This window comes from Ochrobactrum sp. Q0168, assembly GCF_016427605.1.
Taxonomy (GTDB): Bacteria; Pseudomonadota; Alphaproteobacteria; order Rhizobiales; family Rhizobiaceae; genus Brucella.
The window spans coordinates 279,666-305,165 of record NZ_JAELXQ010000003.1 but is presented as its reverse complement, the minus strand read 5'-3'; the positions used below and the strand labels follow the sequence as shown (position 1 = coordinate 305,165).

Here is a 25,500-nt window from a genome sequence, read left to right as displayed (position 1 = left end):
GACTTTTACGACCAGACTGGCTGCACTATGAAGGCAGATAATCTTAGAACACCGCGTCTGGCTTGTAATACTTGTCCACGTTGTCCTTGGTGATTGCGACAGGCGTCGTATAGGTGATCTTCGACGTATCAGCCGGCAAGGTGCCATCAACCGCCTTCTTCGCAAGGTCAACAGCGGTCGCAGCTACGAGTGCCGGATCGTTCAGACCGGTTGCACCGTATTTACCTTCCTTGATCATCGCCATGGCTTCTTTCTGACCATCGGCCGCTGCGAGAAGAAGTACACCATCGAGCTGATTGGACTGTTCCAACGCCTTACGCGCACCAAGAACCATCGAGTCATTCTCACCAAGAACCACATTGATATCGGGATTGGCCGTCAGAAGATCTTCCATGGCCTTTAGGCCGCCTTCGTTGTTCCACATACCCCAACCCTGGCCGACAACTTCAAAGCGGACGCGGCCTTCATTGCGCAACTGGCCTTCAACGAGACCGGCCAGCACGCCAAGCCGACGTTCCTGACCAACTTCATTGCCCTTATCGCCCGAGATCAGAGCGATCTTGAGGTCTTTTCCCTTGGTCTGGTCTGCAAGCCACTGACCGACAAGCTGACCGTTGTTTGCATTAGATGACTGAACCAGCGTGACGAAATTGGCCGACGGATCAAGCGTGGAATCAACCACGAAAACTTTTACGCCAGCTGCAGTCGCAGCGTTCACAGCCGGAACAAGCCCCTTGCTGTCACGCGGATTGATAATGAGCGCGTTGATACCTTGCGCAACCATATCCTCCACATCCGAAACCTGTTTGTTGAGATCGTTCTGCCCGTCGGCTGTCAGGACTTCGCAACCCAGCTCTTCCGCCCGCTTCTTCGCCGAAACTTCCTGCGCTGCAAAGTAAGGCGCATCGAGCGTCTTCATCGAAATGCCAATCTTGCAATCGGCCGCATGCGCAACCGAGAGCGCCAACAGTGACGACGCCGCAACAAGCGCCATTTTCAACGTTACGGATTTCAAGCCCTGCATTCGGAAATCTCCTCCTGGAATGATCGGCTCCTACCGACCTTATTAGATATTTGGGTAGCATAATTACACAAATTTGCATCGTCAATAATTATAACGACATTTTTGTAACGTTTTTACCGAAAATTTATCCGTCATTACCCACTTGATTGTGCTCATATCATATTTTATGTAATTTCACTACGTAATGGAGGAATATATGTTACGCGAACCTGTAGTGAGCGTCGTCAATCCGAAGTCTGGCGGCATGAGCGGCAATACCGGCCGCTACGAAAAGCGCCTGAATGATCTCGTAGGGCTCTACGGCGACGCGAAGGCTTTCGAAGCCTTGCGCGAAACGCACGGAAACACGGTGGTTTATGACGTTGAGGACTTTAAACCGGGCGCTCATAGCGGCGATCTGATCTATGGTGTCACCCGCATGAATCCGGGACGTGTCGGGAATGAATTCTTCCTCACCCGCGGTCATATTCATGCCAAGGCGGACCGCCCGGAAATTTACTACGGCCAAAGCGGCCAGGGCTTGATGCAGCTCGAATCACCAGACGGCGAAACCCGGATCATCGAAATCACCGCTCAGACGATTTGCTATGTTCCGCCATTCTGGATCCATCGTTCGATCAACGTGGGCGACACCGATCTCGTGATGGTCTTCGCCTATCCATCCGACAGCGGCCAGGACTACGGAATCATTGAGAAGTCCAATGGAATGCGCCATCGCGTGATCGCCAAGACAGGCGGCGGCTGGGAGCTCGTCGAAAACCCCCGCTACAAACCGCGCGATCCAGCAACCGTCGATGCCGTCATGCGTGAATATGCCTGAGCACGTGAAAACAATCAGTGGAAAATTCAATCTGAAGGATGTTGCCATGAGCAATCCTATTGACCTTATCGCTAGCCTTGGCGTCGTTCCTGTTATCGCAATCGAACGCGCGGAAGACGCCGTTCCTCTCGCCGACGCTCTGCTTGAGGGCGGCTTGCCGGTTGCAGAAATCACCTTCCGCACGGAAGCTGCTGCGGAGGTACTGGCTGCAATCCGCGACGCACGACCAGAACTTTGCATTGGTGCGGGCACGATTCTTGACACTGCCAATCTCGACAAAGCTATCGAAAGCGGCGCGCGCTTTGGTCTGGCGCCAGGTTATGATCCACGGATCGTCGAGGCAGCATCCAAAGCTGGTCTGCCTTTCTGCCCCGGCATCATGACGCCAACGGATCTGACGCTCGCCACAGCACAGGGCGTCCGTCTGGCAAAGTTCTTCCCGGCAGGGGTTGCAGGCGGCCCGAAAGCGCTGTCGGGTATTGCCGCGCCATTCGCACATCTCGGCGTGCGTTTCATTCCGACCGGCGGCGTCACCCAAGAGACGATCGGCGACTGGCTCGCGATCAGGCAGGTTGTGGCCGTCGGCGGCACCTGGATCGCCAAGACCGACGACATTCGCGAGGGCCGCTTTGATATAATCAAGAAAAATGCCGCCAGCGCTGTGAATGTGGCGCGCCAGGCGCTGGAGAAGCGCGCATGAGCAAGTATCAGCCAGCTACGCAGCCGACGCTGTACTTTATCGGCGTAACCACCGGCAAAAGCTCGATCATGAAGGTGTTTCCGGCCTGGGCCGAGTATCTCGGCCTTGAAGACGCTGTCATCAAGGGTATAGACTTCAAGTTGCACGACGATCCGGAGGCTTACCGCGAAGCGGTTGAGTTCATTCGCAACGATCCGCTTTCGATGGGTGCGCTTGTTACCACACACAAGATCGATCTCTTCCACGCCTGCCGCGATATGTTCGACGTGATCGACCCGCATGCGCTGCTGATGGATGAGACGAGCTGCATATCCAAAAAAGACGGCAAACTCATCTGCCATGCAAAGGATCCGATCTCCTCGGGTCTCGCGATAGATGGTTTTTTGGGCGCAGACTATTTCGAGCGCACCGGGGCAAATCTTTTCTCGATGGGCGCAGGCGGTTCCACCATCGCGATCACATGGCATCTGATGCGCAAGTCGCGCGGCAAGAATGTGCCGGGCCGTATCATTGTTTCCAATCGCAGCCAGCATCGTCTTGATGAAATCAAGCGCATCCATGCGGAAGTCGCGAGCGACGTGGCGGTAGAGTATATTCTAGCTCCACGCCCCGAAGACAACGACGCGGTTCTCAACGGGCTCAAGCCTGGTTCGTTCATCATCAATGCGACCGGCCTCGGCAAGGACGCGCCCGGCTCGCCTTTATCCAATGCAGCGGTCTTTCCTGAGAAGGCGGTGGTCTGGGACCTCAACTATCGCGGCAATCTCGTTTTCCTTGATCAAGCGCGCGCGCAGGAACAGGCCAAGTCGCTCAATGTGGTCGACGGCTGGACCTACTTTATCCACGGCTGGACACAGGTCATCGCGGAAGTCTTCCATATCGACATTCCAACGAGCGGGCCTGCTTTCGACCGTATTTCGGAAATCGCCATCGAAGCGGCAGGACGGTAGCAATGGGACAGCGTATTCTCGTTACGCCACGCTCGCTCACAGCCGAGCCGCATCCGCATATCGAAAGCCTGCGCAATTCAGGTTTCGAAATCGTCTACTCCACGCCGGGTAAAACACCGGACGAGGATGAGCTTGTTCGTCTCGTGAGCGATGTTTCGGGCTGGCTCGCCGGTGTTGAACCGGTCTCACCGCGTGTCATCGAAGCCGCACGAGCGCTTAAAGCCATCAGCCGAAACGGGGTGGGCACCGATAATCTTCCGGTTGAATTGCTCACCGAGCGCGGCATCAAAGTGCTCATTGCAGAAGGTGCAAACGCGCTGGGGGTTGCCGAATTGGCGATTGGCCTGATCTTCAGCGCGCTACGCTCCATACCCCAGGCAGATACCGGTATCAAAGCCGGTGGATGGCCACGCCAGCGCGGCATCGAAATTCGTGGCCGCACCGTCGGCGTGATCGGTTGCGGTGCGATTGGCGGCGAGGTTGCGCGCATGCTTGTCGCGGTCGGCGCAAGGGTTCTGGGCTATGATCCGCTCAAACCCGACCTTGGCCTCTCTACAGGCGCTTTCAGTTTTGCCGAGGTGGATGATATCATCGCGCAAGCCGATATCATCACGCTACATTGCCCTGCACCTCGCGACGGTTCGACCCTGATCTCGCGCGAGCGGTTGGCCGCAGCAAAACCGGGTCTCATCCTCGTGAATACGGCGCGCGCGAAACTGATCGACGACCGCGCCGTTATCGACGCCTTGCACAGTGGCCAACTGTCAAACTATGCAACGGATGTGTTCGAGCAGGAGCCGCCGCTCTCCCTGGAGCTAGCTGCGCATCCAAGGGTCATAGCAACCAGCCATATCGGTGGTTTCACTGCGGAAAGCGTAGACAGAGCCACCAAGATTGCAGCGGACAATCTGGTCGCTGCACTCAAAAACTAAAGGACTTCGAAATGCCGGGATGCTTGCAGGAAATTGCCGAAACGCTTCCACTGGAGGATTATCTGCGCCGACCCGCTACACCCGGCATCCGTATTCTATGGCTGGGACAAGCGGGCTTTGTTCTTGAGGCTTTCGAGAAACGCATTGTCATTGACCCTTATCTTTCCGATAGCCTGGCCGAGAAATATAAGGGCACGAGCAGACCGCATATACGCATGATGCCCCCTCCCGTTGCGCCGGACGGCATTCATTTTGTCGATCTCGTCGCATGCACACATGCCCATACCGACCATATGGATCCCGGCACTTTGCCTGCGCTTCTCACGCAGAACCCGGACGCAACCTTGCTTGTTCCCCGGGCGACGAAAGAACAGGCTCTAACGCGCTCGGGCGTCGACGAAAAGCGCCTTGCATTGATCGGCGCTCAAGAGACATATTTGCTGGGGCCAATCAAGATTGCCGCAACCCGCGCGGCCCATGAGGCGCTGGAAACAGACCAGAACGGCGATCATAAATTTTTAGGTTATGTGTTTGATTGCGGAGCACTACGCATCTGGCATTCTGGTGACTGCATACCGTTTGATGGATTGGAAGCCGAAGTTGCCGCTTATAATCCCCACGTGGCATTATTACCGGTAAATGGCCGCAGTCCCGAACTTTCGAATAACGGTGTTCCAGGCAACTTCACACTTGCAGAAGCAATCACGCTGGCACAGCAGATAGGCGCTACGGACCTGGTCGCGCATCATTATGGATTGTTCGACTTCAACACCGAAGCGCCGGAAAACATTGACGCTGCGGCTCGATCTGGTGGTGATCTGCATATACACCGTGCACGCATTCAGGTCGCTCTTGTAAGCAGTGCTCTAACCTATTGAAACCATGCGTGATGCTTGCCAAAAATCGATTCCGGTTTTGGAGCCGATACGCTAACATATTGAAAAAGCGATCCGGCTCTTGAGCCGTCAGAGGGATTTTCTTGAATGGATAATGATGCGCGTAGTGAAACGCGTGGCCTGAATGGTCGCAATATTATTGAAGTCATTCGCACAATGCGCCCGGAGCTGCGGAAATCGGATCGCAAAGTCGCGGACGTTGTCCTTGACGACCCTCACCGCATCATGAATGCAACCGTCAGCGAAACTGCAACGCTTGCCGACGTCAGCCAGCCAACGGTATTGCGTTTCGCGACGGCCATCGGCTGTTCCGGCTTCCAGGATCTGAAAATCAGGCTCGCGCAAAGTCTGGCGCTCGGTACACCCGCCACGCATTCCGTGCTGGTTGAAACGGATGAGCCAGAAGTGGTGGCGGAAAAGATTTTCGATTATACAATGACCAGCCTCGACTGGGCGCGGTCGCGATTGGACAAGGAAGCTCTTCACAAAGCAATCGATATCCTGACAAAGTGCAATTCAATTGTGTTTTTCGGTTTCGGCGCTTCGGGCATCGTAGCACGCGATGCACAGCAGAAATTTCCACTATTCGGTGTGCCATGCGGTGCCGAGCTGGATTCGCACCAACAATTGATGGTGGCATCGATGATGAAGCCGGGCGCAGTCGCGTTCGTCATCTCCAATACTGGTACCACACGTTCAATCATCGAAATCGCCCGCATCGCCCGCGAAAACGGTGCTTCTGTCATTGGGATGACAGGTTCAGACTCGCCGTTGACTAACTATTGCGATGTTTCGCTTATCGTTGAGACACTTGAAAACACCAATATGTACACCCCGACCATCTCGCGTATCGCCGCTTTGGTTGTTATCGATATTCTCTCCACCAGCGTTGCTATGCGCCGTCCAACGGACCAGCATGACCGTATTCATCGCATGAAGCGCTTGCTCAGTGATATGCGCAAGATGCAGCCGATCTAATGGATAAAAAAATGCCGGAATTGTAGGAGCAATTCCGGCCAGCATTTCTCCAGGCAGAGAATTCTCAAAGTGTCTTGAGCATACCTCCATCGACAAAATAGGTTGAACCAACACTATAGCTTGCACGGGGCGAGCATAGGAAGACAAAGAAATGCGCGAGCTCTTCGGGCGTACCAAAGCGCTTGGCGGCAGCATGTTCGTTGGCGACGTCCTGAAGATAGCCTTCCCAGTTGCCGCCCTTATCGGCTGTGAGCTGCTTGGCAGTCTTCACCCAATCAGGCGTTAGGATTAGACCTGGGTTAACGCAGTTGACGCGAATATTGTCCCCAATGACTTCGGTGGAAAGCGTCTTCGAGAACATCATCAAAGCGGACTTGGTGACGTTGTAAATCGGTTCATACCAGAGCGGTTGTACAGCACAGATCGAAGCGTTGTGCAGCACTACGCCGCCACCTTTGGTCTTCATCTGTGGCACCAGTCCACGCGCAAGGCGCACAGCCGCCATCACGTGCAAATCCCAATAGAATTGCCACTTTTCGTCCGGCGCATCCATGATGGTCTCGTTTGAACCAGTACCCGCATTGTTGATGAGAATATCGGCGCCGCCTGCGGAAGCTGCGGCGGCGATAACAGCGTTAGTGCCTTCCACGGTCGACACATCTGCCGCCACACCGATAGCATTGACGCCATACTGTTCAGCAATGCGCTGCGCTTCAGCTTCTACACGTTCTTTGCCACGCGCTACCAGCACAAGGTTCGTACCTTCGGCCGCCAATCCTTCCGCAATGGCCAAACCGATCCCGACCGACGCGCCGGTGATTACGGCGGTCTTTCCCTTCAATTGCAGATCCATAATAACTCCTGCGATACAGCCGCACGGCTGCTTATTTTGCGATGAGGATGTTGTCGCGATCCATGGTGACAGCGACGGGGAGAATGAGAACAGCGCCGAAGACGATCTGCTGTGCGAAGATGTCGATACCGACAAATGTCATGCCTATACGCACGACCGACACGATGAGCGCTCCGACCAGCGTGCGTCCGACGCCGCCAAGCCCGCCGGTGATCGGTGTTCCGCCAACGAGGACAGCGGCGATAGCTGGAAGAAGCAACTGGCTAGCGCCCGTTGGTGAACCGCTTGTCATGCGCGCTGCAAGCATGATGCCCGCAACTGCTGCGTAGAATGCAGACAGGACAAATGCATAGATTTTCTGACGATCCACGTGAATACCGGCCGCAATTGCCGCAGGCTCACCGGCACCAATGGCATAGCAATAGCGACCAAAGCGCGTATAGCGCTGGATATATATGCCAATAAGGCACATTAGTAGCCCGACAAGAATGATGTTTGGTATTCCAAACGTCGTACCGGCAATCCAGTTAAGCATTGGACGGTCGACCGCGCTGATGCCGATGCTACGTGCTTTGGAGATATAAAGCGCGATACCGGAAACCACACCGCCAGTCGCAAGTGTTGCGATAAAGGACGGAATTTTTAAGCGCACATGGACAAGGCCACTGAAAAGACCGGCAGCAACGCCGCAGAGAAGCGCAACTGGAAAGGCCAGTAGCCCAATTTCTGGCAAAAGCATCGCCGTCACCACGCTTGCAAGCGATGCGACCGCAGGCAAGCTCAAATCTATGCCACCAATCACAATGACAAAAGACAGACCAGCAGCAAGTGTGAACAGCGCCATGGTATCTGCTAGCAGAACCAGCCCAGTATTGACGCTGGCAAAACCCGGCGAGTAGGCCGAGATAAGCACCACCATAACGACCAGAAAGGCAAGCGGCGCATATTGGCGTAGCTGCGCTGCGTTCAATAGACGGGACGCGCCGGAAGCGTTGGGGAGAGCGGTTTTCTCGTTCATGATCAGACCATATGTTCAACGAGCTGCACCTGAGACGGCTTGGCGCCAGTCGGAGCAGGAATGCGTGCGGTAATTTCGCCATCGCGCATGACAAGAATATTGTGCGAAAGGCCGATGGTCTCTTCGAGCGTGTCAGCGATGAGGATGATCGCATAGCCCTCGCGGCTTAACTGACGCATCAGACGGAAGATTTCTTCCTTTGCGCCCACATCGACGCCGCGCGTTGGATGATCAAGGATCAGAATGCGCGAACCAGCTGTCAGCCACTTGGCCAGAACCACCTTTTGCTGGTTGCCGCCGCTCAGTGCCTGACACACAGCATGAGGTCCCGGCGCCCGAATGGAGAGTTTCTTGATCCAGTCTTCAGCCAGAGCAGTCTCGCGACCATGCTGGATGCCAAGGGGACCTTCGACAACATCCAGGCGCGACAGCGTAATGTTCGAAGCAATCGGCATCATCATGACGAGGCCTTCGAGCCTGCGCTCACTTGGAATATAGCCAATGCCTCGTGCTACCGCTTCTGTCGGATTGGCAAGTTTTACCGCCTTACCCTTCAGCAGCATCTCGCCGGATGTCGGGGTCTCAAAACCGAAAAAGCTGCGGATCAGTTCTTCACGCCCAGAGCCAATGACGCCTGCAATGCCAAGTATCTCGCCCTCGCGAAGCGTCAGATCGATATTATGATATTTGCCGGTGCAGGACAGCTTACGTGCTTCAAGCGCAATCCGCGTACTGGGTTCGGTTTGCTCCGACTCCAGATAATATTCGGTGTGCATCTCGCGACCAACCATAATGCGGTGAAGATCAGCGCCGTTGACACCCTCCGCATCCATCGTGGCAACGCCCTGCCCGTCTTTCATCACATAGATGCGGTCGCTGATTTCCAGCACCTCATCGAGGCGGTGCGAAACAAAGACGAAGCTTGCGCGTGATTTAAGCGCCCGAACACGCTCAAACAGGATGTCGATTTCTGATTGCTCCAAAACCGATGTGGGCTCATCGAGCAAAATGATCAGATCGCCTTCAACGCGATCCGCCCATGAAAGCGCCTTGGCGAGTTCCACCATTTGACGCTCGGCAAAAGAAAGATCACCTGCGAGCGTCGCCGGATCAGCACGAATACCGACCTGCTTCAAATGCTTGACGGCGGCTTCATTCATCTTCCGCCAATTAACCAGACCAAAGCGGATGAAACGCTGCTCTTGCCCTAAGAATATGTTCTGCGCGATGGAAAGATTCAGCAGCAACGACTGCTCCTGAAACACCATTGCAACGCCTTGCTCATTCGCCTGTTGCGGCGAGTTGACGGCAAAAGGCCTTCCGTTACGGGTGATCATGCCTGTGCTTGGGCGCTGTGTGCCGGCGAGAATACGCATGAGCGTGGATTTACCCGCGCCGTTTTCGCCTACAAGCCCAACCACTTCGCCCGGGCGAATTTCCAAATCCACGCCCTTAAGGGCATGAACACTGCCAAAAGATTTTGTCAGTCCGCTGATCGTCAACATGGCTTATTTCACAATCTTGAAGCGTGTGCGGCGTGTGGCATAAGCAACGGCTCCGATGATCATCAGACCGAGAAAGGCCTGTTGCAGATATGGCGGAATGCCGAGCAAAACCATGCCGTTCGCAAGAACAGAAACAATGAGGACACCGATCAAGGATTGCAGGACACCGCCCTGCCCTCCCAAAAGCGAGGTTCCGCCAACAACGACCGCCGTAATCGTCGTAAACAGCCGTCCAGTGCCGATATCGGCATTGCCCTGGCCAAGTTGGGCTGCAGCGAGCACTGCGCCAAGTCCGTAAAATGCACCTGCCATTGCAAAGACGAGCAACTTGGTGCGTAGCACGGATACGCCGGACAGCACCGCGATATCCTCGCCGCCGCCAAGCGCATAGATGTGGCGACCGAGACGCGTGTGGTTCTGCACGACCCATGCCACGAACAGAGCAGCAAGTGCAATCCAGACGGTGAAAGGAAGACCGGCAAAACGTTCAAGAGCGAAACCGCGGACCGCCGCTTCGCGAATAGCAATTGTGCCGCCGCCGACCATCAAAGTGGCAATGCCAAGCCCGATGAACCACATGCCAAGCGTCACCATGAAAGATGGTATGCGCAGGATGACATGCAGCAGGCCTGAAAATGCTCCCATTGCAGCACCAATAGTAATTGCCGCAATCACGCCAAGCACACTGCTAAGCCATGAGCTATCGGCCGCAACCATGGATGCCAGCACTACGCCCGCCAATGCCATGACGCCTTCTACGGAAAGGTCGATGCTGCCAAGCAGGATCACGAATGTTGCGCCCAGCGTCAGCACGACCGGGATAGCCGAAGCTGATGCGATACGGGCGAAATTATTGACCGAGAAGAAGTTCGGGCTAATCAGTCCCAAACCTATGCATAGCACGAGCAACACGATGAGCGGCGCGAGCCGGCGCATCAGCCCTGGCAATCGGCCTTGAACGCCGTTTTTAGATATGGCTACGCCTTTAGCGTCAGCCGGACTGAAATCCTGGCTCGCAATTCTCATCTGCTCTTCCTGTCAGGCAATGTTCCGCCGAGTATGACGGGAGACTTCAGACCGCGGGGCGTATCAGCCCTCGCGAATCTGTCCGCTTGCACGCCCCCAAAGGTCCTTGAAATCAAGATTTGGGGTATTCTTGATATTGTTTTCGTAGAAATCTTCGACATTGTCCCTGGTCACGACCAAAGCCGTGCCGTAGAACTCGCGATGATCTTTGGGCTCTTTCGATGGATCAAAGACGCCGGCCCGCGCGCTGTATGGAATTGCCAGCCCCATAGCGCCCTGCCAGAACGGATCGGACGATACAGTCGCTGCAAATTCACCATTCTTGACGGCTTCGACCGCTGTTCCGATACCATCAACGCCTGTGATGGGTATCTGTCCGGCAAGACCTTCCGCACGCAGTGCTTCCAGCGCACCGATGCCCATATCGTCATTGGCGCACCAGATACCCTTGATGTCATCACCAAAACGGGTCAGCCACGCGCTCACAACATCAAACGCTTTGCTCGACTGCCAATCGGCAACCTGAAAATCAAGAAGCTGTACATCTTGGTGAGCTGCGAGAGCCTTCTCCAGACCTTGACGACGATCGATTGCAACGGTGTTCGACAGCGTTCCACCCAGGGCCAGAATTCCGCCTTTCCCACCAATAGACTTGATCAGGATTTCAGCGGTTTCTGCGCCATAGCGCTGCCCGTCGAAGCTCACATGAGCGACGTAGTATGGATCGTGATCCCACGGATGCAAATCGGCAGGCTTGTTCCATTGTGTCAGCACGTGAGCCTTGGCGGCTGCGCAAGCTTCGACGATTGGACGTGCATCGGCAGCGTCGTTTGGATCGACATTGATAACCGCATTGCCGCCGGTGCGTGCCAAAATTGCGCGAATATCCGCAATGCCCTTCTCGCTATCGCCTTCTGTAACAAGCGTCACATATTCGAGACCAAGCGCCTTGGCAAAAGCCTCGCCGCCTTTGTTCCATGCGGCGTGATACGGATTTGACAGCGAACGAATAGCATTGACCAGCGTCGGCTTCTGCTCGGCAAGCGCACGCAGCGAAGACAATCCACCAAAAGCTGAGAGAGCACCAAGTCCTGCAGCACCCTTAATAAAGGCCCGCCGGCTGAATGGCGTCGTACGAATTAGGCTCATGCGTTTTTCCTCCCAAACACGCATTGACTAGCTAGTCACTAGTATTGCATAGCTATGCAGAGAGATGATCCATCGTCAATAGAAAACTTTTGGAATTTTATCCTGCGGCTCGAAAGCGTGTTCAAATCCTTGAAAGCGTTCGGGCATAATGGCAAAACGAAATCATATGATTGTTCAGAAAACTGGACATGAACCACAAAGGATATGGAATGAAACGTGACAAGCCCTACGCATCCTCTACAGATGTGGCAAGATTGGCGGGCGTTTCGCAATCCGCGGTTTCGAGAACCTATAAGCCAGGGGCTAGCGTGTCTCCTGAAACACGCAAAAAGGTCATGGCAGCTGCGGAAGAGCTTGGCTATCGCCCAAGCTTTATCCCAGGCATCATGTTAAGCCATCGCTCGCGCCTGGTCGCGGTCGTGATAGGTGGGCTTTACAATCCATTCTACACATCAGTACTCGAAACCTTCTCCAAAATGCTTCAAGCGGAAGGCTGGCGCATTCTGCTGGTACATGTCGAAAGTGGCCACACCTTCGATGACATAGTACCCATGCTTGCAGGGTACCGGGTCGATGCAATCGTCAGCGCACTCGCAGTTCTGAGCCCGGAGGCGCTAGAGCAGCTATCGCAATTGCGTGTACCGGTTATTTCCTTCAATACCCGCTTTTCTGGTGATTGGGTTTATTCAATCAGCTGTGACAGCGTGGGCGCATCGCGCGTCATGGCAGAGCACTTCATCGCGCGCGGCGCACACAAATTTGCCTATATAACTGGTCCAATTGACAGTCAGGCCAACATTGATCGACAGCTTGGTTTTTGTCAGCGCCTTGATGAAGCAGGATTTGAGGCACCGTTCATTTTGGAAGGCGACTATCGCTACGAAGCGGGTTACGCCGCAATTAGACAGCTGAAAGACATGCTAGGCTCAGCAACAAAACTGCCAGATGCAATCTATTGTGCAAACGATCTGTTAGCGCTTGGCGCCATGGACGCATTACGTCAAGAAGTGGGCGTTCGTATCCCCGATGACATCATCGTTGGTGGTTACGATAATATAGCGGAAGCGGGTTGGGCCGCTTACAATCTTACCACTCTCGTGCATGACGGCCAAAAAATGGTCGAGCGAGCAATAGAGATACTGACGATGAGTGAAATGGGACAGCTTCTTGATTCGGACCAGCAGTCTGTCATCGAATCGCCGTTAATTGTCCGAAAGAGCACCACGATTTAAATCTCGCGAGAGGAAGTGGGATTACTCTCCCATTTTTTAGTAACGCTAAGGTCGCAACTCATCATAAATTTGGTTTAAAAGTTGAAAACAATCAACAGATAGCGTGATAATTAAAGTTGAGAGCTAACGCCGGTCTGTGCCAAAGCTGCCGCCGCGCCACATTGTCGCCTCGCTGAACCCGCCGCGCCATTTGAATGGCTTCGGAACGTAATCCAAACACGTTCGTTTAATGAGGCCGTCACCTCTAAGCGAACGAGAAACATGGATCAGCTCCAAACCGCACTTCAAGAGGCGCTAAAGTCCGACAATTTCAACGTTTGGCCACACGTCATCGCGTTGGCAGCCGCGTATATTCTGGCACTGCCGATAGGTTGGCATCGAGAACGAGAAGAACGAAGCGCTGGCCTTCGAACATTTCCCCTCGTGGCAGTAGCCAGCTGCGGCTTTATCCAGGCAACAGAAGGGATTACGACCGACAATCCTGAAGCGCTCGCCCGCATTATTGAGGGCGTCATCACAGGCATGGGCTTTATCGGTGGAGGTGCCATCCTTCGTTTAAGCTCATCGGTGAAGGGTACCGCCACCGCTGCCAGCCTTTGGGCGACAGGCGCCATTGGCATTGCCTGCGCTGTAAATGCCTTTGACGTTGCAGTTATTGTGATGGCCTTTGCGCTGCTTACGCTCATTCTTTTCTCGAACGGAAAATCGATCGCCCCACAGGGCGACACTGGGGATAAGCAATAACAACAAGGCCGTCTTCCCGTTATCTTATCTCAGATTTTCACCGCGCAGGGTTTCATGAGGCGTTCATATAATGTCCGTTCAAGAGAAACAATTTGGCGCCAGCGGTGTTGTAACAACGAGCTTTGCGGCGTGTTGGGACAACAGAACGATCAAGTGTGTACAAGCGCCTTGGAACATGCGGGAGCGGATAATGGCTCAGAACAGCAGGCCAGAGGGAAGAATGACAACCAGCTATAAAACATTGAGATGCGGGAACGGCACTTGGTCAGTGGTGGATGGCGCAACCCAGCACCCCATCACATTCAAAGGTCGGCTGCAAATCGCGTTAACTGAGGAGGCCGCCAAGCGGCCTTTACGATCCTTCGGCGAGTTCAACAAGAAAAAGAGCTACAGGCACAGGACGGGCGGCAGATGTAGCGAATGGAGGCACCCCATGATTGAAAACGGTTTTGATGTTCGGCGGGAGCGCGACGGCACTTGGTCCGTTTTTGATAAGTTCAGCGGTGAAGTTGTTTCAATCGAAGGTCACGTTCAGGCGCGCTTGACGGAGACGGAGGCCAGAGATGCGCTCGATCTGCTCATTCGCAAATATATGGTCCGCCATCACGAAGATGGCAGCGGGCGACTACCCTGAATGTCAATTTGCAGGAGGAGAGAAACATGAGTGGCGAACTTGAAAAGCAGCTCGAGATTGAAGAACTCGCGAAGCAATTGTTTGATCGCGAAAATCCGGATCTCGATCTGGACTGGGATTCAACCGTTGGCAAAATCGTCAGCGGTGCCAGTGTGGGCGGCGGTGTCTCCGACGAAGTGAAAGACAACTACAGAGCAAGAGCTGTGCAGATACTCAGGGATCAGGCAGAGCACAAAGACGGCTAGGTTTACCTAACGATTAGTGCTCATCTGATAGTGCCCGGCCAGTTTTCCACCACCCGTGGCCATGGCCAAACGCAAAAGGCGCACTAGTTTAGGAACGGCAATCCCATTGGCAATTTGCTAGATTCATCTGAAGCCAAAGCAGAGGAAATCGCTATGCAGCACAGAATTCATGAGAATATGGAAGTAATCGGCGCAGACGGTGTGCATGTCGGGACAGTGGATCGACTCGAGGGAAACCGAATCAAGCTGAAGAAGAGCGATAATTCCGGACAACACAGCGACCATCATCACTATATCGAGCTGGGCTTCGTCGCCGATATCGAAAGCGAAAAGGTCAGGCTTTCGGCGAATGCCGATGTCGCCGTTACGCTTGAGGAAGAAGCCTCAGGCCGCCCCGTCGATTTGTAAGCTCCATGACAGAAGAAGCCGGACGAGATGCCCGGCTTCGACCTGATGCTAGCCGCGTGGAAAACGCTGGTTATTCTCCAGCACGTTCAGGTCCATGTGGTTTCGCATATAGCGTTCGGATGCCTTTTGCAGCGGCTGGTAATCCCACGGGTAATAAGCGCCGTTGCGCAGGGCCGGATAGACCACATGGCGGCGGGCTTGGCTTGCGCGGACATTTGCATCATAGAGACCAAGGTTCCAGCGCCCCCGTGCCTTGTCCGTCAGTTGTTCGAGCATCGCGCGATGCTCCGGGCGCTCCGCCAGATTTTGCAGCTCATCCGGGTCGTCAGCGAGATTGAACAACTGCGGCGGATCAACAGGACAGAGATTGATCTTCCATTGTCCGTCGCGCAGCGAAACCATTGGCGCGACCGTGCCTTCAGCCGCATATTCGCATGGCACCGCGCCGCGTTCCTTGGTGCCAGCCGCAACTTCCAGCAGCGAAACGCCATCCGTCCAGGGCATGATGCCGTTCAGGTCGATGCCGGCCAGATCGGCCAATGTCGGCAGCAGGTCCAGCGTTGATACTGGCGTAACGATCAGGCCTACGGGCATTTGCGGCGCGGCGATCATCAAGGGCACACGTGCAGAGCCCTCAAAAAAGCTCATCTTGAACCACATGCCGCGTTCCCCCAGCATGTCGCCATGGTCGGACGTGAAAATGACGATTGTATCATCCGCCATGTTGCAGCGCTCGATCACGTCCAGCAGACCGCCGATTTTCTCATCGACATAGGAAATATTGGCGAAATAAGCCTGCCGCGCCGCCCTGATCTGATCGCGCGTCAGCTCATAGTCCTCAGCTTTGCAGGCACGAAGCAGCCGCTCGCTATGCGGATCGATTTCGCTTTCCGGCAGAGGACCGATCTTCGGATCGAGTTCGGGAATATCCGCATAAAGGTCGAAGAAGCGCTTGCGCGCCACGTAAGGATCGTGCGGATGGGTGAAACTGACGGTCAGACACCACGGACGCTCATCATGGCCCCGCGCCAGATCATAGAGCTTCGCCTCTGCCTGATAGGCGACTTCATCATCATATTCGAGCTGGTTGGTGATTTCCGCAGAACCGGCCCCGGTGATGGAACCCAGATTGTGATACCACCAGTCAATGCGCTCTCCCGGTTTGCGATAATCCGGCGTCCAGCCAAAATCGGCGGGGTAGATATCCGTCGTCAGACGCTGCTCGAAGCCGTGCAACTGATCCGGGCCGACGAAATGCATCTTGCCGGAAAGCGAGGTCTGATAACCGGAATTGCGCAAATGATGCGCATAGGTTGGAATTTCGGACGAGAATTCGGCTGCATTGTCATAAACGCCGGTGCGGAATGGCAATTGGCCCGACATGAGTGAAGCGCGCGCCGGAGCGCAAAGCGGGCTCGCCGTGTAGCAATTGGCAAAACGGGTGGAGCGCTCGGCAAGCTTGCGCAAATGCGGAACATGCAGAAAGTCGGCTGGACCATCCGGGAAAAACGTCCCGTTCAACTGGTCGACGATGAGAATGAGGATATTCGGCTTTTTCATCTGGGCGGAACCATCTGGCATAAGTGAAACGCGAAATGGCGGGCATCGAAATGCCCGCCTTGCAACCTTTACTCTGACGATCAGAGACCGAGACTTGCCTTGACGGCGGCAGCGCCGGGTTCGCCCTTCAGCGTGGTCACGCCGGTCAGCCACTTGTCGATCTGTTCTGGATGGGCTTTCAGCCATTGCTTCGCAGCCGCAGGGCCTTCCGCACCATCCTCCAGAATCTTGCCCATCAGCTCGTTTTCAATATCGACGGTGAAGGTGAGATTCTTGAAGAAAGTTGCAGCATTCGGGCAATTCGCCGACCAGCCGGTGCGAGCCAGCGTGTAGACTTCGGCGCCACCATAGTTCGGGCCGAAATAATCATCGCCACCGGACAGATATTCAATCTTCAGCTTGGTGTTCATCGGATGCGGAGCCCAGGCAAGAAACACGACCCAGCCCTTGTCCTTGTTCTTGCGGTCCACCTGCGCCAGCATGGCCTGCTCACTGGATTCCACGATCTTCCAGCCGTCAAGTTTGAACTTTGGATCTTCGATGATCTTCTGGATATTCTGGTTAGCAGGAGCGCCCGGCTCGATGCCGTAAATCTCCTTGCCAAATTTATCGCCATGCGCGGCAAGGTCGACGAAATCCTTGATGCCTTCGCTCGCGACATAATCCGGCACTGCGAGCGTGAACTTCGCGCCCTCCAGATTCTTGACGATCACCTCAGCCGCTTTGGCCTTGTCGAGATCGTCGCGGAATTTCTGCTGTGCTGGCATCCAGTTACCGAGGAAGACATCGAGATTGCCGGTCTTCAGCGCTTTATAGCCTATGGGGACCGACATCGTCTTCACATCGGGCTTATAGCCAAGCCCCGTCAGCAGCACGCTCGCGATGGAATTGGTCGAGGTGATATCGGTCCAGCCCGGATCGGACAGGCGGATGGTTTCGCATGCAGCCGGGTCGGCAGCATAAGCCGTTCCCGCCAGCCCCGTGAACGCCGCAAACGCCAGTGCAGTCATCGCCAAATAACGCATCGGAGACCCCTCGTTGATGGATGCATTCCGCATCTCGTACAATCAAAAGCCGTTATGGCTTTCATTTCGACTTTCAGGAAAACACCATTTGCGCTAAGGAAAAACCCATTCATTTTTTATCGAAGATATAAAGGCTCTTTATGATTTCTCCATCTTGGGATCTTGGCAGCCTTGGCGTTTTCGAAGCGGTCGGGCGATTGGAAAATCTGACCCTTGCAGCGCGTGAACTCGGCATGACGCAACCTGCGGTCAGCTATCAAATAAAACGCATGGAGGACCGTTTGGGCGTCACATTGTTTGCACGGCGGGCGCGGGGCGTTGAAATTCTCCCCGACGGGCGGATCCTCTATGCGGCGGTGCGCGCGGGTCTGGATGGAATCGAAGACGCCGTGCAGCAGATTAGGCGCAGGCAGCGCTCGCCCGGTTTGCGGATCGCAACCGATTACGGCTTTGCTACTTTCTGGCTGATGCCGCGGGTGGCGCAGTTCAGGCCGAAGCATCCCGAGGTGGATGTGCGCATCACGGCATCCTCCATGCTCCAGCCGCTGGACTATCGCGAGGCTGACATTGCAATCCTCTTCGGCGGGCGCAACGATTTCCCTGAAGGTTCTGTCCCTTTCATCGGTGAAAAGGTGGTGCCAGTCTGCTCACCCGCTTTTCTCGAAAAATCCGGCGGTTTTCCCTCCGGCAAGGGGCTTGGTGCTGCCTCGCTCCTGCATCTCGATACCTTGCAGGGCGACCGCTGGTTCACCTGGCAATCGTGGCTGAACGCCATCGGCGAGGAAATCGATGACGGCAATTACGGCCTCGTCTTCAATACCTATAATCTGGTGATCGAGGCAGCGATTGCCGATCAGGGCGTTGCGCTCGGCTGGTCCGGGCTGATCGACGGCGCGGTGCAGCGCGGGCAGCTCATTCATGCCTGCGATATATCCTTGACGAGCGACAATGGTTATTGGCTGGTCTTCAATCCCGATATTTCCGACACGGCGCGAGTACTTGCCATGGAACTGATCAAGTCGCCCGACAACAGCTGACGCGGCGGCAAGCGCTATTCCACGAAGCCGACAATCGGGCCAAAACCACCATGCCATGATATGTCGTTGCGACCCATGGCAGGATTATAAATCCCAGTGCCGTTCCCGCCATCGAGAAACAGCGCATTCGGACATTTCAGATGATCCCGAAACATGCGCGCGAAATCATGGAAATTCACCGGGTCTTCGCTGATCGCAAAACGCACGGCACCGTCCTCGCAAACACCGACGCCGCTGCGGCGCGTGCGATCCGTCGAACCAAAAATGAAAGCCGGGTGCAATTTGTTGCGGATGACCAGCATCGGCCCGGACTGGGTGGCAAAACTGACCTTTGGTTTGCGTTCTAAGAACGTGTCGGTGGGGAGAATTCCCGCCGCCTTGTCATCCCAGAAGAAAACACCATTCGGCTTCTTGTAGAAATTGGGCAGAGGACCGCCTGCGCTTTCGCCTTTCTGCCTGTTGGCGGGACGCAGTTCCTGTTCGTTCTCGACATAAAGGCCGATCGGCGCAAAATCCGGCCCATACATTCCGGCATTCATCGCGAAAACAAGTCTATGGCCATCATCGCTGAGAGCCTTGGCTGCGCTGGAGAATGTCCGATAGGGCTTGTCATCGGGTCCTTTCCAGAACAGCCTCAGCCCCGCAACGCCGTTGGCGGGCTTACAGATGATATATTTCGTATCCTCGAAACTATCTGTCTCACAGATGCCCGGCTTGCCCGTTTCCTGTGCATGAACAGGACAAGACATCGCCGCCACGAGCATCATGGCCACAGTTGATAATCCGCGCTTCAGATAGACCGTTAATGCCGCTGCTTCTTTCTTCATCTTGCCACTATGCAGAAATTGGGAGATTCGAAGAAGCCCTTGTTATCAAGCGATCTCCGATGCCTCGTTTCGTGCCGCCTTGCGCATCGCATAAATGAAGGCGGCGGCGAAAGTCATTGAAAGCAAAAGCACAATCGTGGGCGCCGGCGCGCTGTCGATGAAGAACGACAGATAGACGCCCGTGAAAGAACCCACCGCCGCGATGACCGCAGCCAAAACCAGCATGGTGCTGAATTTGCGTGTCAGCAGAAACGCAATGGCCCCCGGCGCGATCAGCATCGCAATAGCGAGGATGATGCCGACCGCCTGCAATGCACCCACAATCGTCAGCGAGATGAGGCTGAGCAGCCCGTAATGCAGGAGGTTGACCCGAAGACCTACGGCCCTCGCCTGCGCAGGATCGAAGGCGTGCAAAAGGAAGTCTTTCCATTTGATGCCAATGATCGCTACCGTGAGGAGTGCAATGAGCCCCGCCTGCCCGATATCGAACCACGAAACACCGAGCATATCGCCAAACAGGATATGGTCGAGATGCACATCGGGCCGGACCTTGACATAGAGCACCAGCCCCAGCCCGAACATGCCGGAAAATACAACGCCCATGACCGTATCCTGCTTGATGCGGCTGTTATCCTTCAAGAAGCCGGTCGCGATAGCGCAAAGCATGCCCGCGACGAAGGCACCGACGGCATAGGGAAAGCCCCCAACATAGGCGATCACCACACCCGGAAATACCGCGTGACTGATCGCATCGCCCATCAGCGACCAGCCTTTCAGAACCAGGAAACAGGACAGTAGCGCCATGGGGATAGAGACTGTAACCGAGATCACCAGCGCATTGACCATGAACGGAAATTCGAATGGCGAAAGAAGCGTGTCGATGATGCTCATTGCGACGCCTCCTGCGCCTGTGTCTCAGCGGCGCGGCGGCGGCTCGCAAGCATGCCATGCTTCGGGGCGAAGAAGAATGCGCTCAGGAAAATGGCCGTCTGCAACACGACAATGATGCCACCTGTTGCCCCATCGAGGAAGTAGCTTGCATAGGCCCCGACAAAACTGGTGGCAGCGCCAATCATTACAGCGATGACCAGCAGTCGCGGAAAACGATCCGTCAGCAGATAGGCCGTGGCGCCCGGTGTCACCACCATGCAAATGACAAGGAAAGCGCCAACCGTCTGGAGCGCCGCGACGGTCGATGCGGAGAGGAGCGTGAAAAACATGATCTTCAATGCGGTCGGATTGAGGCCAATCGAACGCGCGTGCGTCTCGTCGAAGAATGTGACCATGAGGTCTTTCCATTTGACGAGCAGAAGGGCGAGCGACACGAACCCGATGATCCCCAGTTGCAGCTTGTCACCGGGCGTAATCGCCAGAATATTGCCAAGCACGATGGTCTGGATGTTGACCGACGTTGGCGAAATCGACACCATGAACAGGCCAAGCCCGAAAAAGCCGGAGAAGATCAGGCCGATAATGGCGTCTTCCTTGAGCTTGGTCCGCTGGTTCAAAAACAGCATGACCGCCGCCGCCAGCCCGCCCGAAAAGAACGCGCCAATGGAAAACGGCAGTCCCAGCATATAGGCCCCGGCAACGCCGGGAACGATGGAATGGGACAGGGCATCGCCGATCAGCGACCAACCTTTCAGCATCAGATAACAGGACAGGAAAGCGCAGACACCGCCAACCAGCGCCGACACCCACATCGCATCAAGCATATAGCCATATGTAAAAGGTTCGAGAAGTGTTCCCATCATTCCCGCTCGCCCTCTGTGTCGCCAGCGTTGCGAATGGCCGCTTTGCCGCCCTGGAGGATCAGCGGACGCTCATCGTCGGTAATCACACCGATGGAGGCGGAAGCTCTGGCTTGCGTTTCGTTCAAAACGAAATGACGCAGAACACCGCCAAAGGTCTTTTCCAGATTTTTCTGGGTGAATGTGTCGGCGGTCAGACCATAGGCCAGCACAGTGCCTTTAATCAGGATCGTGCGGTCGCAGAACTCCGGCACAGAGCCCAGATTATGCGTCGAGACCAGCATCACGCGGCCTTCGTCGCGCAGCTCGCGCAACAGCGTGATGATTTGCTCTTCCGTCTTCACGTCGACGCCCGTAAACGGCTCGTCCAGCAGAATGACGCAACCGTCCTGCGCCAGTGCACGCGCAAGAAACACGCGCTTTTTCTGTCCGCCCGAAAGCTCCCCGATCTGCCGCTTGCGAAACTCGCTCATATTGACGCGGGCAAGCGCATTGGCCACCGCTTCATGATCGGCGGCTTTCGGTATCCGCATCATGCCCATATGGCCATAGCGGCCCATCATCACCACATCCTCAACCAGAACCGGAAAATTCCAATCCACCTCTTCCGATTGTGGAACATAGGCGACGAGGTTCTTGCGCAAGGCCTCCTCAACCGTCATGCCAAGCACCCGGATTGAGCCGCGCGCAAGACGCACAAACCCCATGATCGCCTTGAACAAAGTTGATTTGCCCGACCCGTTGACACCGACAAGAGCGGCAATTGTGCCGGTTGGGATGCGAAAACTCGCATCGCGTAAGGCCATCAGACCGTTGCGATAAGTGACGGTGGCGCCATCGACGGAAATGCCGCCATCTTCAGAACCGGAACCGAAATGGCTCTGCCAGTCGGGTTGAGCATTCATTGGATATCTCTTTCATAAGTATCGCATGCATGCCCGCCGCGATGGCGGACACCGGATTTGCGAAGATCAGGACGGATCGGCCAGTCCCTTGACGATTGTGTCGGACGTGACACGCAGGAGGTCGATATAGGTTGGCACCGGGCCGTCCTTGTCGGTCAGGGAGTCCACGTACAGCACGCCGCCATAGCGAGCGCCGGTTTCGCGGGCCACCTGTTCAGCAGGAGCGGACGAGATCGTGCTTTCAGAGAAGACAACGGTGATGCCATTCTTGCGCACCGCATCGATGACCTTGCGCACCTGCTGCGGCGTACCCTGCTGGTCGGCATTGATCGGCCACAGATAAAGCTCTTTCAGACCGAAATCGCGCGCGAGATAGGAAAACGCCCCTTCGCTCGAGACGAGCCAGCGCTTGTCTTCCGGAACAGCGGCGAGTTTCGCCCTTATCGGCTCGATTGCGGCACGGATCTTCTGCTTGTAGGCCTCAGCATTCGCCTTATAGGTATCGGCGTTGGCCGGGTCATATTTAACGAAGGCATCGCGGATATTATCGACATAGATCAGAGCGACCGTCGGCGACATCCAGGCATGAGGGTTCGGCTTGCCGCTATAAGGCCCTTCGGTAATACCCATCGGCGCGACGCCGTCAGACACCACAACGCTCGGCACGTTCTTCAGATGGTGAAAGAATTTTTCAAACCAGAGTTCGAGGTTAAGCCCGTTCCACAGAACAAGCTGCGCGCCTTGCGCCCGCTTTATGTCACCAGGTGTGGGCTGATAGTTATGGATTTCCGCGCCCGGCTTGGTGATCGATTCAACCACTGCCGCATCCCCTGCAACATTGCGAGCAATATCCGCAATGACGGTGAAGGTCGTCACAGCCTTGAGTTTTTCTTGCGCAACGGAAGGTCCGACAGCGAACACAGCCGCCAGCACCGCTCCCGCCATTCCGGTCAGGATCAATCGTCTCACTCTGTTGAACATCTATTCCTCACTCTTGCTCTTAAGAATTATTTGCAACTGAACCGTAGGCGACGGCCTTCATATCCGATTGCTGCAAACTGAAATGGAATCCTCGTTATTATCTATTCTGCAATTGCAAATGAATTGCAATAAGGAATTGCTAAAATTTCTAGCAACTTGCGTGCATATCAAAAAGCATGAATCGAATTTTGAGACAGGTGCACGTTAAAACAATTATTTAGCCAGGAATCTTGATGCGTCAATCAAAGCCGCTCCAGTGAGAAAGTGAGCTTTGTTTCCGTACACTATACAGTTGCGCCCCGCAGCCGACCCTCAGGCCAGATGCGGAGCGCTCAATTTCAGACCGGCGTGGTATTAGCCTCTACTCCTTCACTGCGCCCGTCATCGACGACACGTAGTAGTCAACGAAGAAGGAATAGAGGATCACCACCGGCAGAGAACCGAACAAGGCCCCTGCCATCAGCGCGCCCCACTCGAAAATATCGCCGCGCACCAGTTCCGTCAGCACGCCCACGGGAACGGTCTTGTTCTCGGAAGACTGAATGAATGTCAGCGCATAAATGAATTCGTTCCAGGAAAGCGTGAAGGCGAAGATGCCTGCCGAAATCAATCCCGGCACTGCCAGCGGCAGGATGATCTTGAGCAGAATCTGCCAGCGATTGGCGCCATCCACCAGCGCACTTTCCTCTAGCTCGAAGGGGATCGAGCGGAAATATCCCATCAGCAGCCATGTGCAGAAAGGAATGAGGAAGGTGGGATAGGTGAAAATCAGCGCCAGACGCGAATCATAGATGCCAAGCTTGAACACGATGAAGGCCAGCGGAATGAACAGGATCGACGGCGGCACCAGATAGGCCAGAAAGATGAACAGGCCAACAGAGCGCGAGCCCGTAAACCGGATGCGTTCAATTGCATAAGCCCCCAAAACCGAAGCAATCAGCGACAGGAAAGTGGAAGCCGTCGCCACGAGCATCGTGTTCCACAACCAGCCGGGGTAAGAGGTTTCGAACAGCAGATATTTGATGTGAGCCAATGTCGGTCCCACCACCCAGAAGGGACTGAAATTGTCATAATCCGTCAGCTGCGCGTTCGGTTTTACGGCAGTGATCGCCATCCAGTAAAACGGAAACAGCAGCACGAAGACGAACAGCGCCATGGGTATGTAAATCGTCACCACCCGCCGCGGCAGGCGATTGAGATAGGACATGCCCTGGCTATCGTCCTTCAAAGCGGCTTCATTGGAAGGTGCCTTGGACTTCATGGTCATCTCCATTGTCAGTCGCTCCTGCCCTGCTGCCATTTGCGACGTTGCAAGCCGAAGAAAGAAAACATGATGGCGGCAAGCAGGAACGGGATCATCGCGACCGCAATCGCCGCGCCCTCACCCAATTGGCCACCGGGAATGGCGCGCTGGAAAGAGAGCGTCGCCATCAGATGGGTTGCGTTGACCGGGCCACCCTTGGTCAGAACGTAGATCAGCTGGAAATCCGTGAAGGTGAACAGCACGGAGAATGTCATCACCACCGCGATGATCGGGGTCAGCATCGGCAAGGTCACATGGCGGAAGCGCTGCCAGCTCGATGCACCGTCAAGCGATGCCGCTTCCTGCAACGAAGCCGGAATGGTCTGCAAACCGGCGAGAAGCGAAATCGCCACAAAGGGAATGCCGCGCCAGACATTGGCCGCGATGACGGAAAGCCGCGCATTGGTGGGATCGCCAAGGAAATTGATCGGTTGATCGATAATGCCCATTTTGATCAGCGACCATGAAATGATCGAGAACTGGGAATCGTAGATCCACCAGAATGCCAGCGCAGAAAGCACGGTCGGCACCACCCACGGCAGAAGCACGATGGCGCGGAAGAACGATTTGCATGGCAGATTTTCGTTCAGCAACAGCGCAAGCCAGAGGCCGAGACCGAATTTCAGCACGGACGCGACGGTCGTGTAGAGAACCGTATTGAACACCGAGAGCCAGAAGACGCTGTCATCCCAAAGGAACTCGTAATTTTCCAAGCCGATGAAAATGCCATCGCGGCCAATCTTCGTGTCGGTAAAGCCGAGCCAGACGCCGAGACCGAGCGGATAGGTCAGAAAGCAGACCAGAAAGACCGCTGCGGGCAGCATGAACAGAAAGCCTAGCATGTTGTGATTATTCGCCAGGCGAGACAGGACAGGCCGTTTTATCGTACCGGGGTCACCGGATGCTCCGGCTCCGGGTGAATTGGTCATCGTCATGGATACACATCTCCAGAACCCAAAAGAAATGAGGCGTGAAGGTAACCCTCCCGCCTCAACTC

At 55.1% G+C, this 25,500-nt stretch carries 27 protein-coding genes; 12 read left to right on the top strand and 15 right to left on the bottom strand.

Annotated elements, in window-relative coordinates; translation table 11 throughout:
• Positions 1-43: 43 nt before the first annotated feature.
• Positions 44-994, bottom strand: coding sequence for a substrate-binding domain-containing protein (locus JAU75_RS09505; RefSeq protein WP_371836145.1), 951 nt, complete (start codon positions 992-994; stop codon positions 44-46).
• Positions 995-1,220: 226 nt separating this feature from the next.
• Between JAU75_RS09505 and JAU75_RS09500 the strand changes: the two genes are divergently transcribed.
• From JAU75_RS09500 to JAU75_RS09475, 6 genes are all read left to right on the top strand, one after another.
• Entirely contained in the window at positions 1,221-1,844 is a 624-nt protein-coding gene (locus JAU75_RS09500; RefSeq protein ID WP_199056259.1) for a glucose-6-phosphate isomerase, read from the top strand.
• Between the two features lie 46 nt (positions 1,845-1,890).
• The gene (gene eda, locus JAU75_RS09495; protein ID WP_199056258.1) at positions 1,891-2,544 is read left to right on the top strand and encodes a bifunctional 4-hydroxy-2-oxoglutarate aldolase/2-dehydro-3-deoxy-phosphogluconate aldolase; all 654 of its coding nucleotides are present in this window, start codon (positions 1,891-1,893) and stop codon (positions 2,542-2,544) included.
• On the top strand, positions 2,541-3,494 hold the full coding sequence (locus tag JAU75_RS09490; RefSeq protein WP_199056257.1) for a shikimate dehydrogenase: 954 nt from the start codon (positions 2,541-2,543) through the stop codon (positions 3,492-3,494). Before eda ends, JAU75_RS09490 begins: the two co-directional genes overlap by 4 nt.
• A 2-nt stretch (positions 3,495-3,496) precedes the next feature.
• Positions 3,497-4,426: a phosphoglycerate dehydrogenase gene (locus JAU75_RS09485; protein WP_199056256.1), complete on the top strand. Its 930-nt coding sequence runs from the start codon at positions 3,497-3,499 to the stop codon at positions 4,424-4,426.
• Positions 4,427-4,449: 23 nt separating this feature from the next.
• Positions 4,450-5,304 carry an MBL fold metallo-hydrolase gene (locus JAU75_RS09480; RefSeq protein ID WP_247880434.1) on the top strand — a complete coding sequence of 285 codons (855 nt, stop codon included), beginning with the start codon at positions 4,450-4,452 and terminating at the stop codon, positions 5,302-5,304.
• Positions 5,305-5,409: 105 nt separating this feature from the next.
• The gene (locus JAU75_RS09475; RefSeq protein ID WP_199056254.1) at positions 5,410-6,300 is read left to right on the top strand and encodes an SIS domain-containing protein; all 891 of its coding nucleotides are present in this window, start codon (positions 5,410-5,412) and stop codon (positions 6,298-6,300) included.
• 64 nt (positions 6,301-6,364) lie between these two features.
• Here JAU75_RS09475 and JAU75_RS09470 read toward each other — a convergent pair whose 3' ends face one another.
• The 5 genes from JAU75_RS09470 to JAU75_RS09450 all read right to left on the bottom strand — a co-directional run bounded on the left by JAU75_RS09470 (position 6,365) and on the right by JAU75_RS09450 (position 11,851).
• On the bottom strand, positions 6,365-7,153 hold the full coding sequence (locus JAU75_RS09470; protein WP_199056253.1) for an SDR family oxidoreductase: 789 nt from the start codon (positions 7,151-7,153) through the stop codon (positions 6,365-6,367).
• Positions 7,154-7,184: 31 nt separating this feature from the next.
• Positions 7,185-8,171, bottom strand: coding sequence for an ABC transporter permease (locus JAU75_RS09465; RefSeq protein WP_371836137.1), 987 nt, complete (start codon positions 8,169-8,171; stop codon positions 7,185-7,187).
• Positions 8,172-8,173: 2 nt separating this feature from the next.
• Positions 8,174-9,676, bottom strand: coding sequence for a sugar ABC transporter ATP-binding protein (locus JAU75_RS09460; protein ID WP_199056252.1), 1,503 nt, complete (start codon positions 9,674-9,676; stop codon positions 8,174-8,176).
• A 3-nt stretch (positions 9,677-9,679) separates the two neighbouring features.
• Positions 9,680-10,702, bottom strand: a complete 1,023-nt coding sequence (locus tag JAU75_RS09455; protein ID WP_247880433.1) for an ABC transporter permease — start codon at positions 10,700-10,702, stop codon at positions 9,680-9,682.
• 63 nt (positions 10,703-10,765) lie between these two features.
• The gene (locus JAU75_RS09450; RefSeq protein WP_199056251.1) at positions 10,766-11,851 is read right to left on the bottom strand and encodes a sugar ABC transporter substrate-binding protein; all 1,086 of its coding nucleotides are present in this window, start codon (positions 11,849-11,851) and stop codon (positions 10,766-10,768) included.
• A gap of 188 nt (positions 11,852-12,039) precedes the next feature.
• Between JAU75_RS09450 and JAU75_RS09445 the strand changes: the two genes are divergently transcribed.
• The 5 genes from JAU75_RS09445 (at position 12,040) to JAU75_RS09425 (ending at position 15,114) form a co-directional block, all read left to right on the top strand.
• The gene (locus tag JAU75_RS09445) at positions 12,040-13,083 is read left to right on the top strand and encodes a LacI family DNA-binding transcriptional regulator (RefSeq protein WP_247880432.1); all 1,044 of its coding nucleotides are present in this window, start codon (positions 12,040-12,042) and stop codon (positions 13,081-13,083) included.
• A gap of 261 nt (positions 13,084-13,344) precedes the next feature.
• Positions 13,345-13,827, top strand: coding sequence for an MgtC/SapB family protein (locus tag JAU75_RS09440; protein ID WP_199056249.1), 483 nt, complete (start codon positions 13,345-13,347; stop codon positions 13,825-13,827).
• Positions 13,828-14,017: 190 nt separating this feature from the next.
• Positions 14,018-14,461 (top strand): hypothetical protein, encoded by a 444-nt coding sequence (locus tag JAU75_RS24055; protein ID WP_247880431.1) that lies wholly within the window; start codon positions 14,018-14,020, stop codon positions 14,459-14,461.
• Between the two features lie 26 nt (positions 14,462-14,487).
• Positions 14,488-14,706, top strand: coding sequence for a hypothetical protein (locus tag JAU75_RS09430; RefSeq protein WP_199056248.1), 219 nt, complete (start codon positions 14,488-14,490; stop codon positions 14,704-14,706).
• 153 nt (positions 14,707-14,859) lie between these two features.
• On the top strand, positions 14,860-15,114 hold the full coding sequence (locus JAU75_RS09425; protein WP_199056247.1) for a DUF2171 domain-containing protein: 255 nt from the start codon (positions 14,860-14,862) through the stop codon (positions 15,112-15,114).
• 48 nt (positions 15,115-15,162) lie between these two features.
• Here JAU75_RS09425 and betC read toward each other — a convergent pair whose 3' ends face one another.
• Complete coding sequence (gene betC, locus JAU75_RS09420) at positions 15,163-16,674, bottom strand: choline-sulfatase (protein WP_199056246.1); 1,512 nt, start codon at positions 16,672-16,674, stop codon at positions 15,163-15,165.
• A gap of 80 nt (positions 16,675-16,754) precedes the next feature.
• The gene (choX, locus tag JAU75_RS09415) at positions 16,755-17,699 is read right to left on the bottom strand and encodes a choline ABC transporter substrate-binding protein (protein WP_199056245.1); all 945 of its coding nucleotides are present in this window, start codon (positions 17,697-17,699) and stop codon (positions 16,755-16,757) included.
• A gap of 140 nt (positions 17,700-17,839) precedes the next feature.
• On the opposite strand from choX, the gene JAU75_RS09410 reads away from it, so the two are divergent.
• A complete protein-coding gene (locus tag JAU75_RS09410; protein WP_199056244.1) occupies positions 17,840-18,736 on the top strand; it encodes a LysR substrate-binding domain-containing protein in 897 nt (298 codons plus the stop codon).
• A gap of 14 nt (positions 18,737-18,750) precedes the next feature.
• Here the strand turns inward: JAU75_RS09410 and JAU75_RS09405 are convergent, their stop codons facing one another.
• The 7 genes from JAU75_RS09405 to JAU75_RS09375 all read right to left on the bottom strand — a co-directional run bounded on the left by JAU75_RS09405 (position 18,751) and on the right by JAU75_RS09375 (position 25,438).
• The gene (locus tag JAU75_RS09405) at positions 18,751-19,563 is read right to left on the bottom strand and encodes a phosphodiester glycosidase family protein (protein ID WP_371836136.1); all 813 of its coding nucleotides are present in this window, start codon (positions 19,561-19,563) and stop codon (positions 18,751-18,753) included.
• Between the two features lie 45 nt (positions 19,564-19,608).
• On the bottom strand, positions 19,609-20,454 hold the full coding sequence (locus JAU75_RS09400) for a metal ABC transporter permease (RefSeq protein WP_199056243.1): 846 nt from the start codon (positions 20,452-20,454) through the stop codon (positions 19,609-19,611).
• Entirely contained in the window at positions 20,451-21,317 is an 867-nt protein-coding gene (locus tag JAU75_RS09395) for a metal ABC transporter permease (protein ID WP_371836135.1), read from the bottom strand. The genes JAU75_RS09400 and JAU75_RS09395 overlap by 4 nt, the downstream gene beginning before the upstream one ends.
• Entirely contained in the window at positions 21,314-22,219 is a 906-nt protein-coding gene (locus JAU75_RS09390) for a manganese/iron ABC transporter ATP-binding protein (RefSeq protein ID WP_199056242.1), read from the bottom strand. Before JAU75_RS09390 ends, JAU75_RS09395 begins: the two co-directional genes overlap by 4 nt.
• 66 nt (positions 22,220-22,285) lie before the next feature.
• Positions 22,286-23,200: a metal ABC transporter substrate-binding protein gene (locus JAU75_RS09385; protein ID WP_199056241.1), complete on the bottom strand. Its 915-nt coding sequence runs from the start codon at positions 23,198-23,200 to the stop codon at positions 22,286-22,288.
• Between the two features lie 361 nt (positions 23,201-23,561).
• Positions 23,562-24,461: a carbohydrate ABC transporter permease gene (locus JAU75_RS09380; RefSeq protein ID WP_199056240.1), complete on the bottom strand. Its 900-nt coding sequence runs from the start codon at positions 24,459-24,461 to the stop codon at positions 23,562-23,564.
• 14 nt (positions 24,462-24,475) lie between these two features.
• Positions 24,476-25,438 (bottom strand): carbohydrate ABC transporter permease, encoded by a 963-nt coding sequence (locus tag JAU75_RS09375; protein ID WP_371836134.1) that lies wholly within the window; start codon positions 25,436-25,438, stop codon positions 24,476-24,478.
• Between the last annotated feature and the right edge of the window lie 62 nt (positions 25,439-25,500).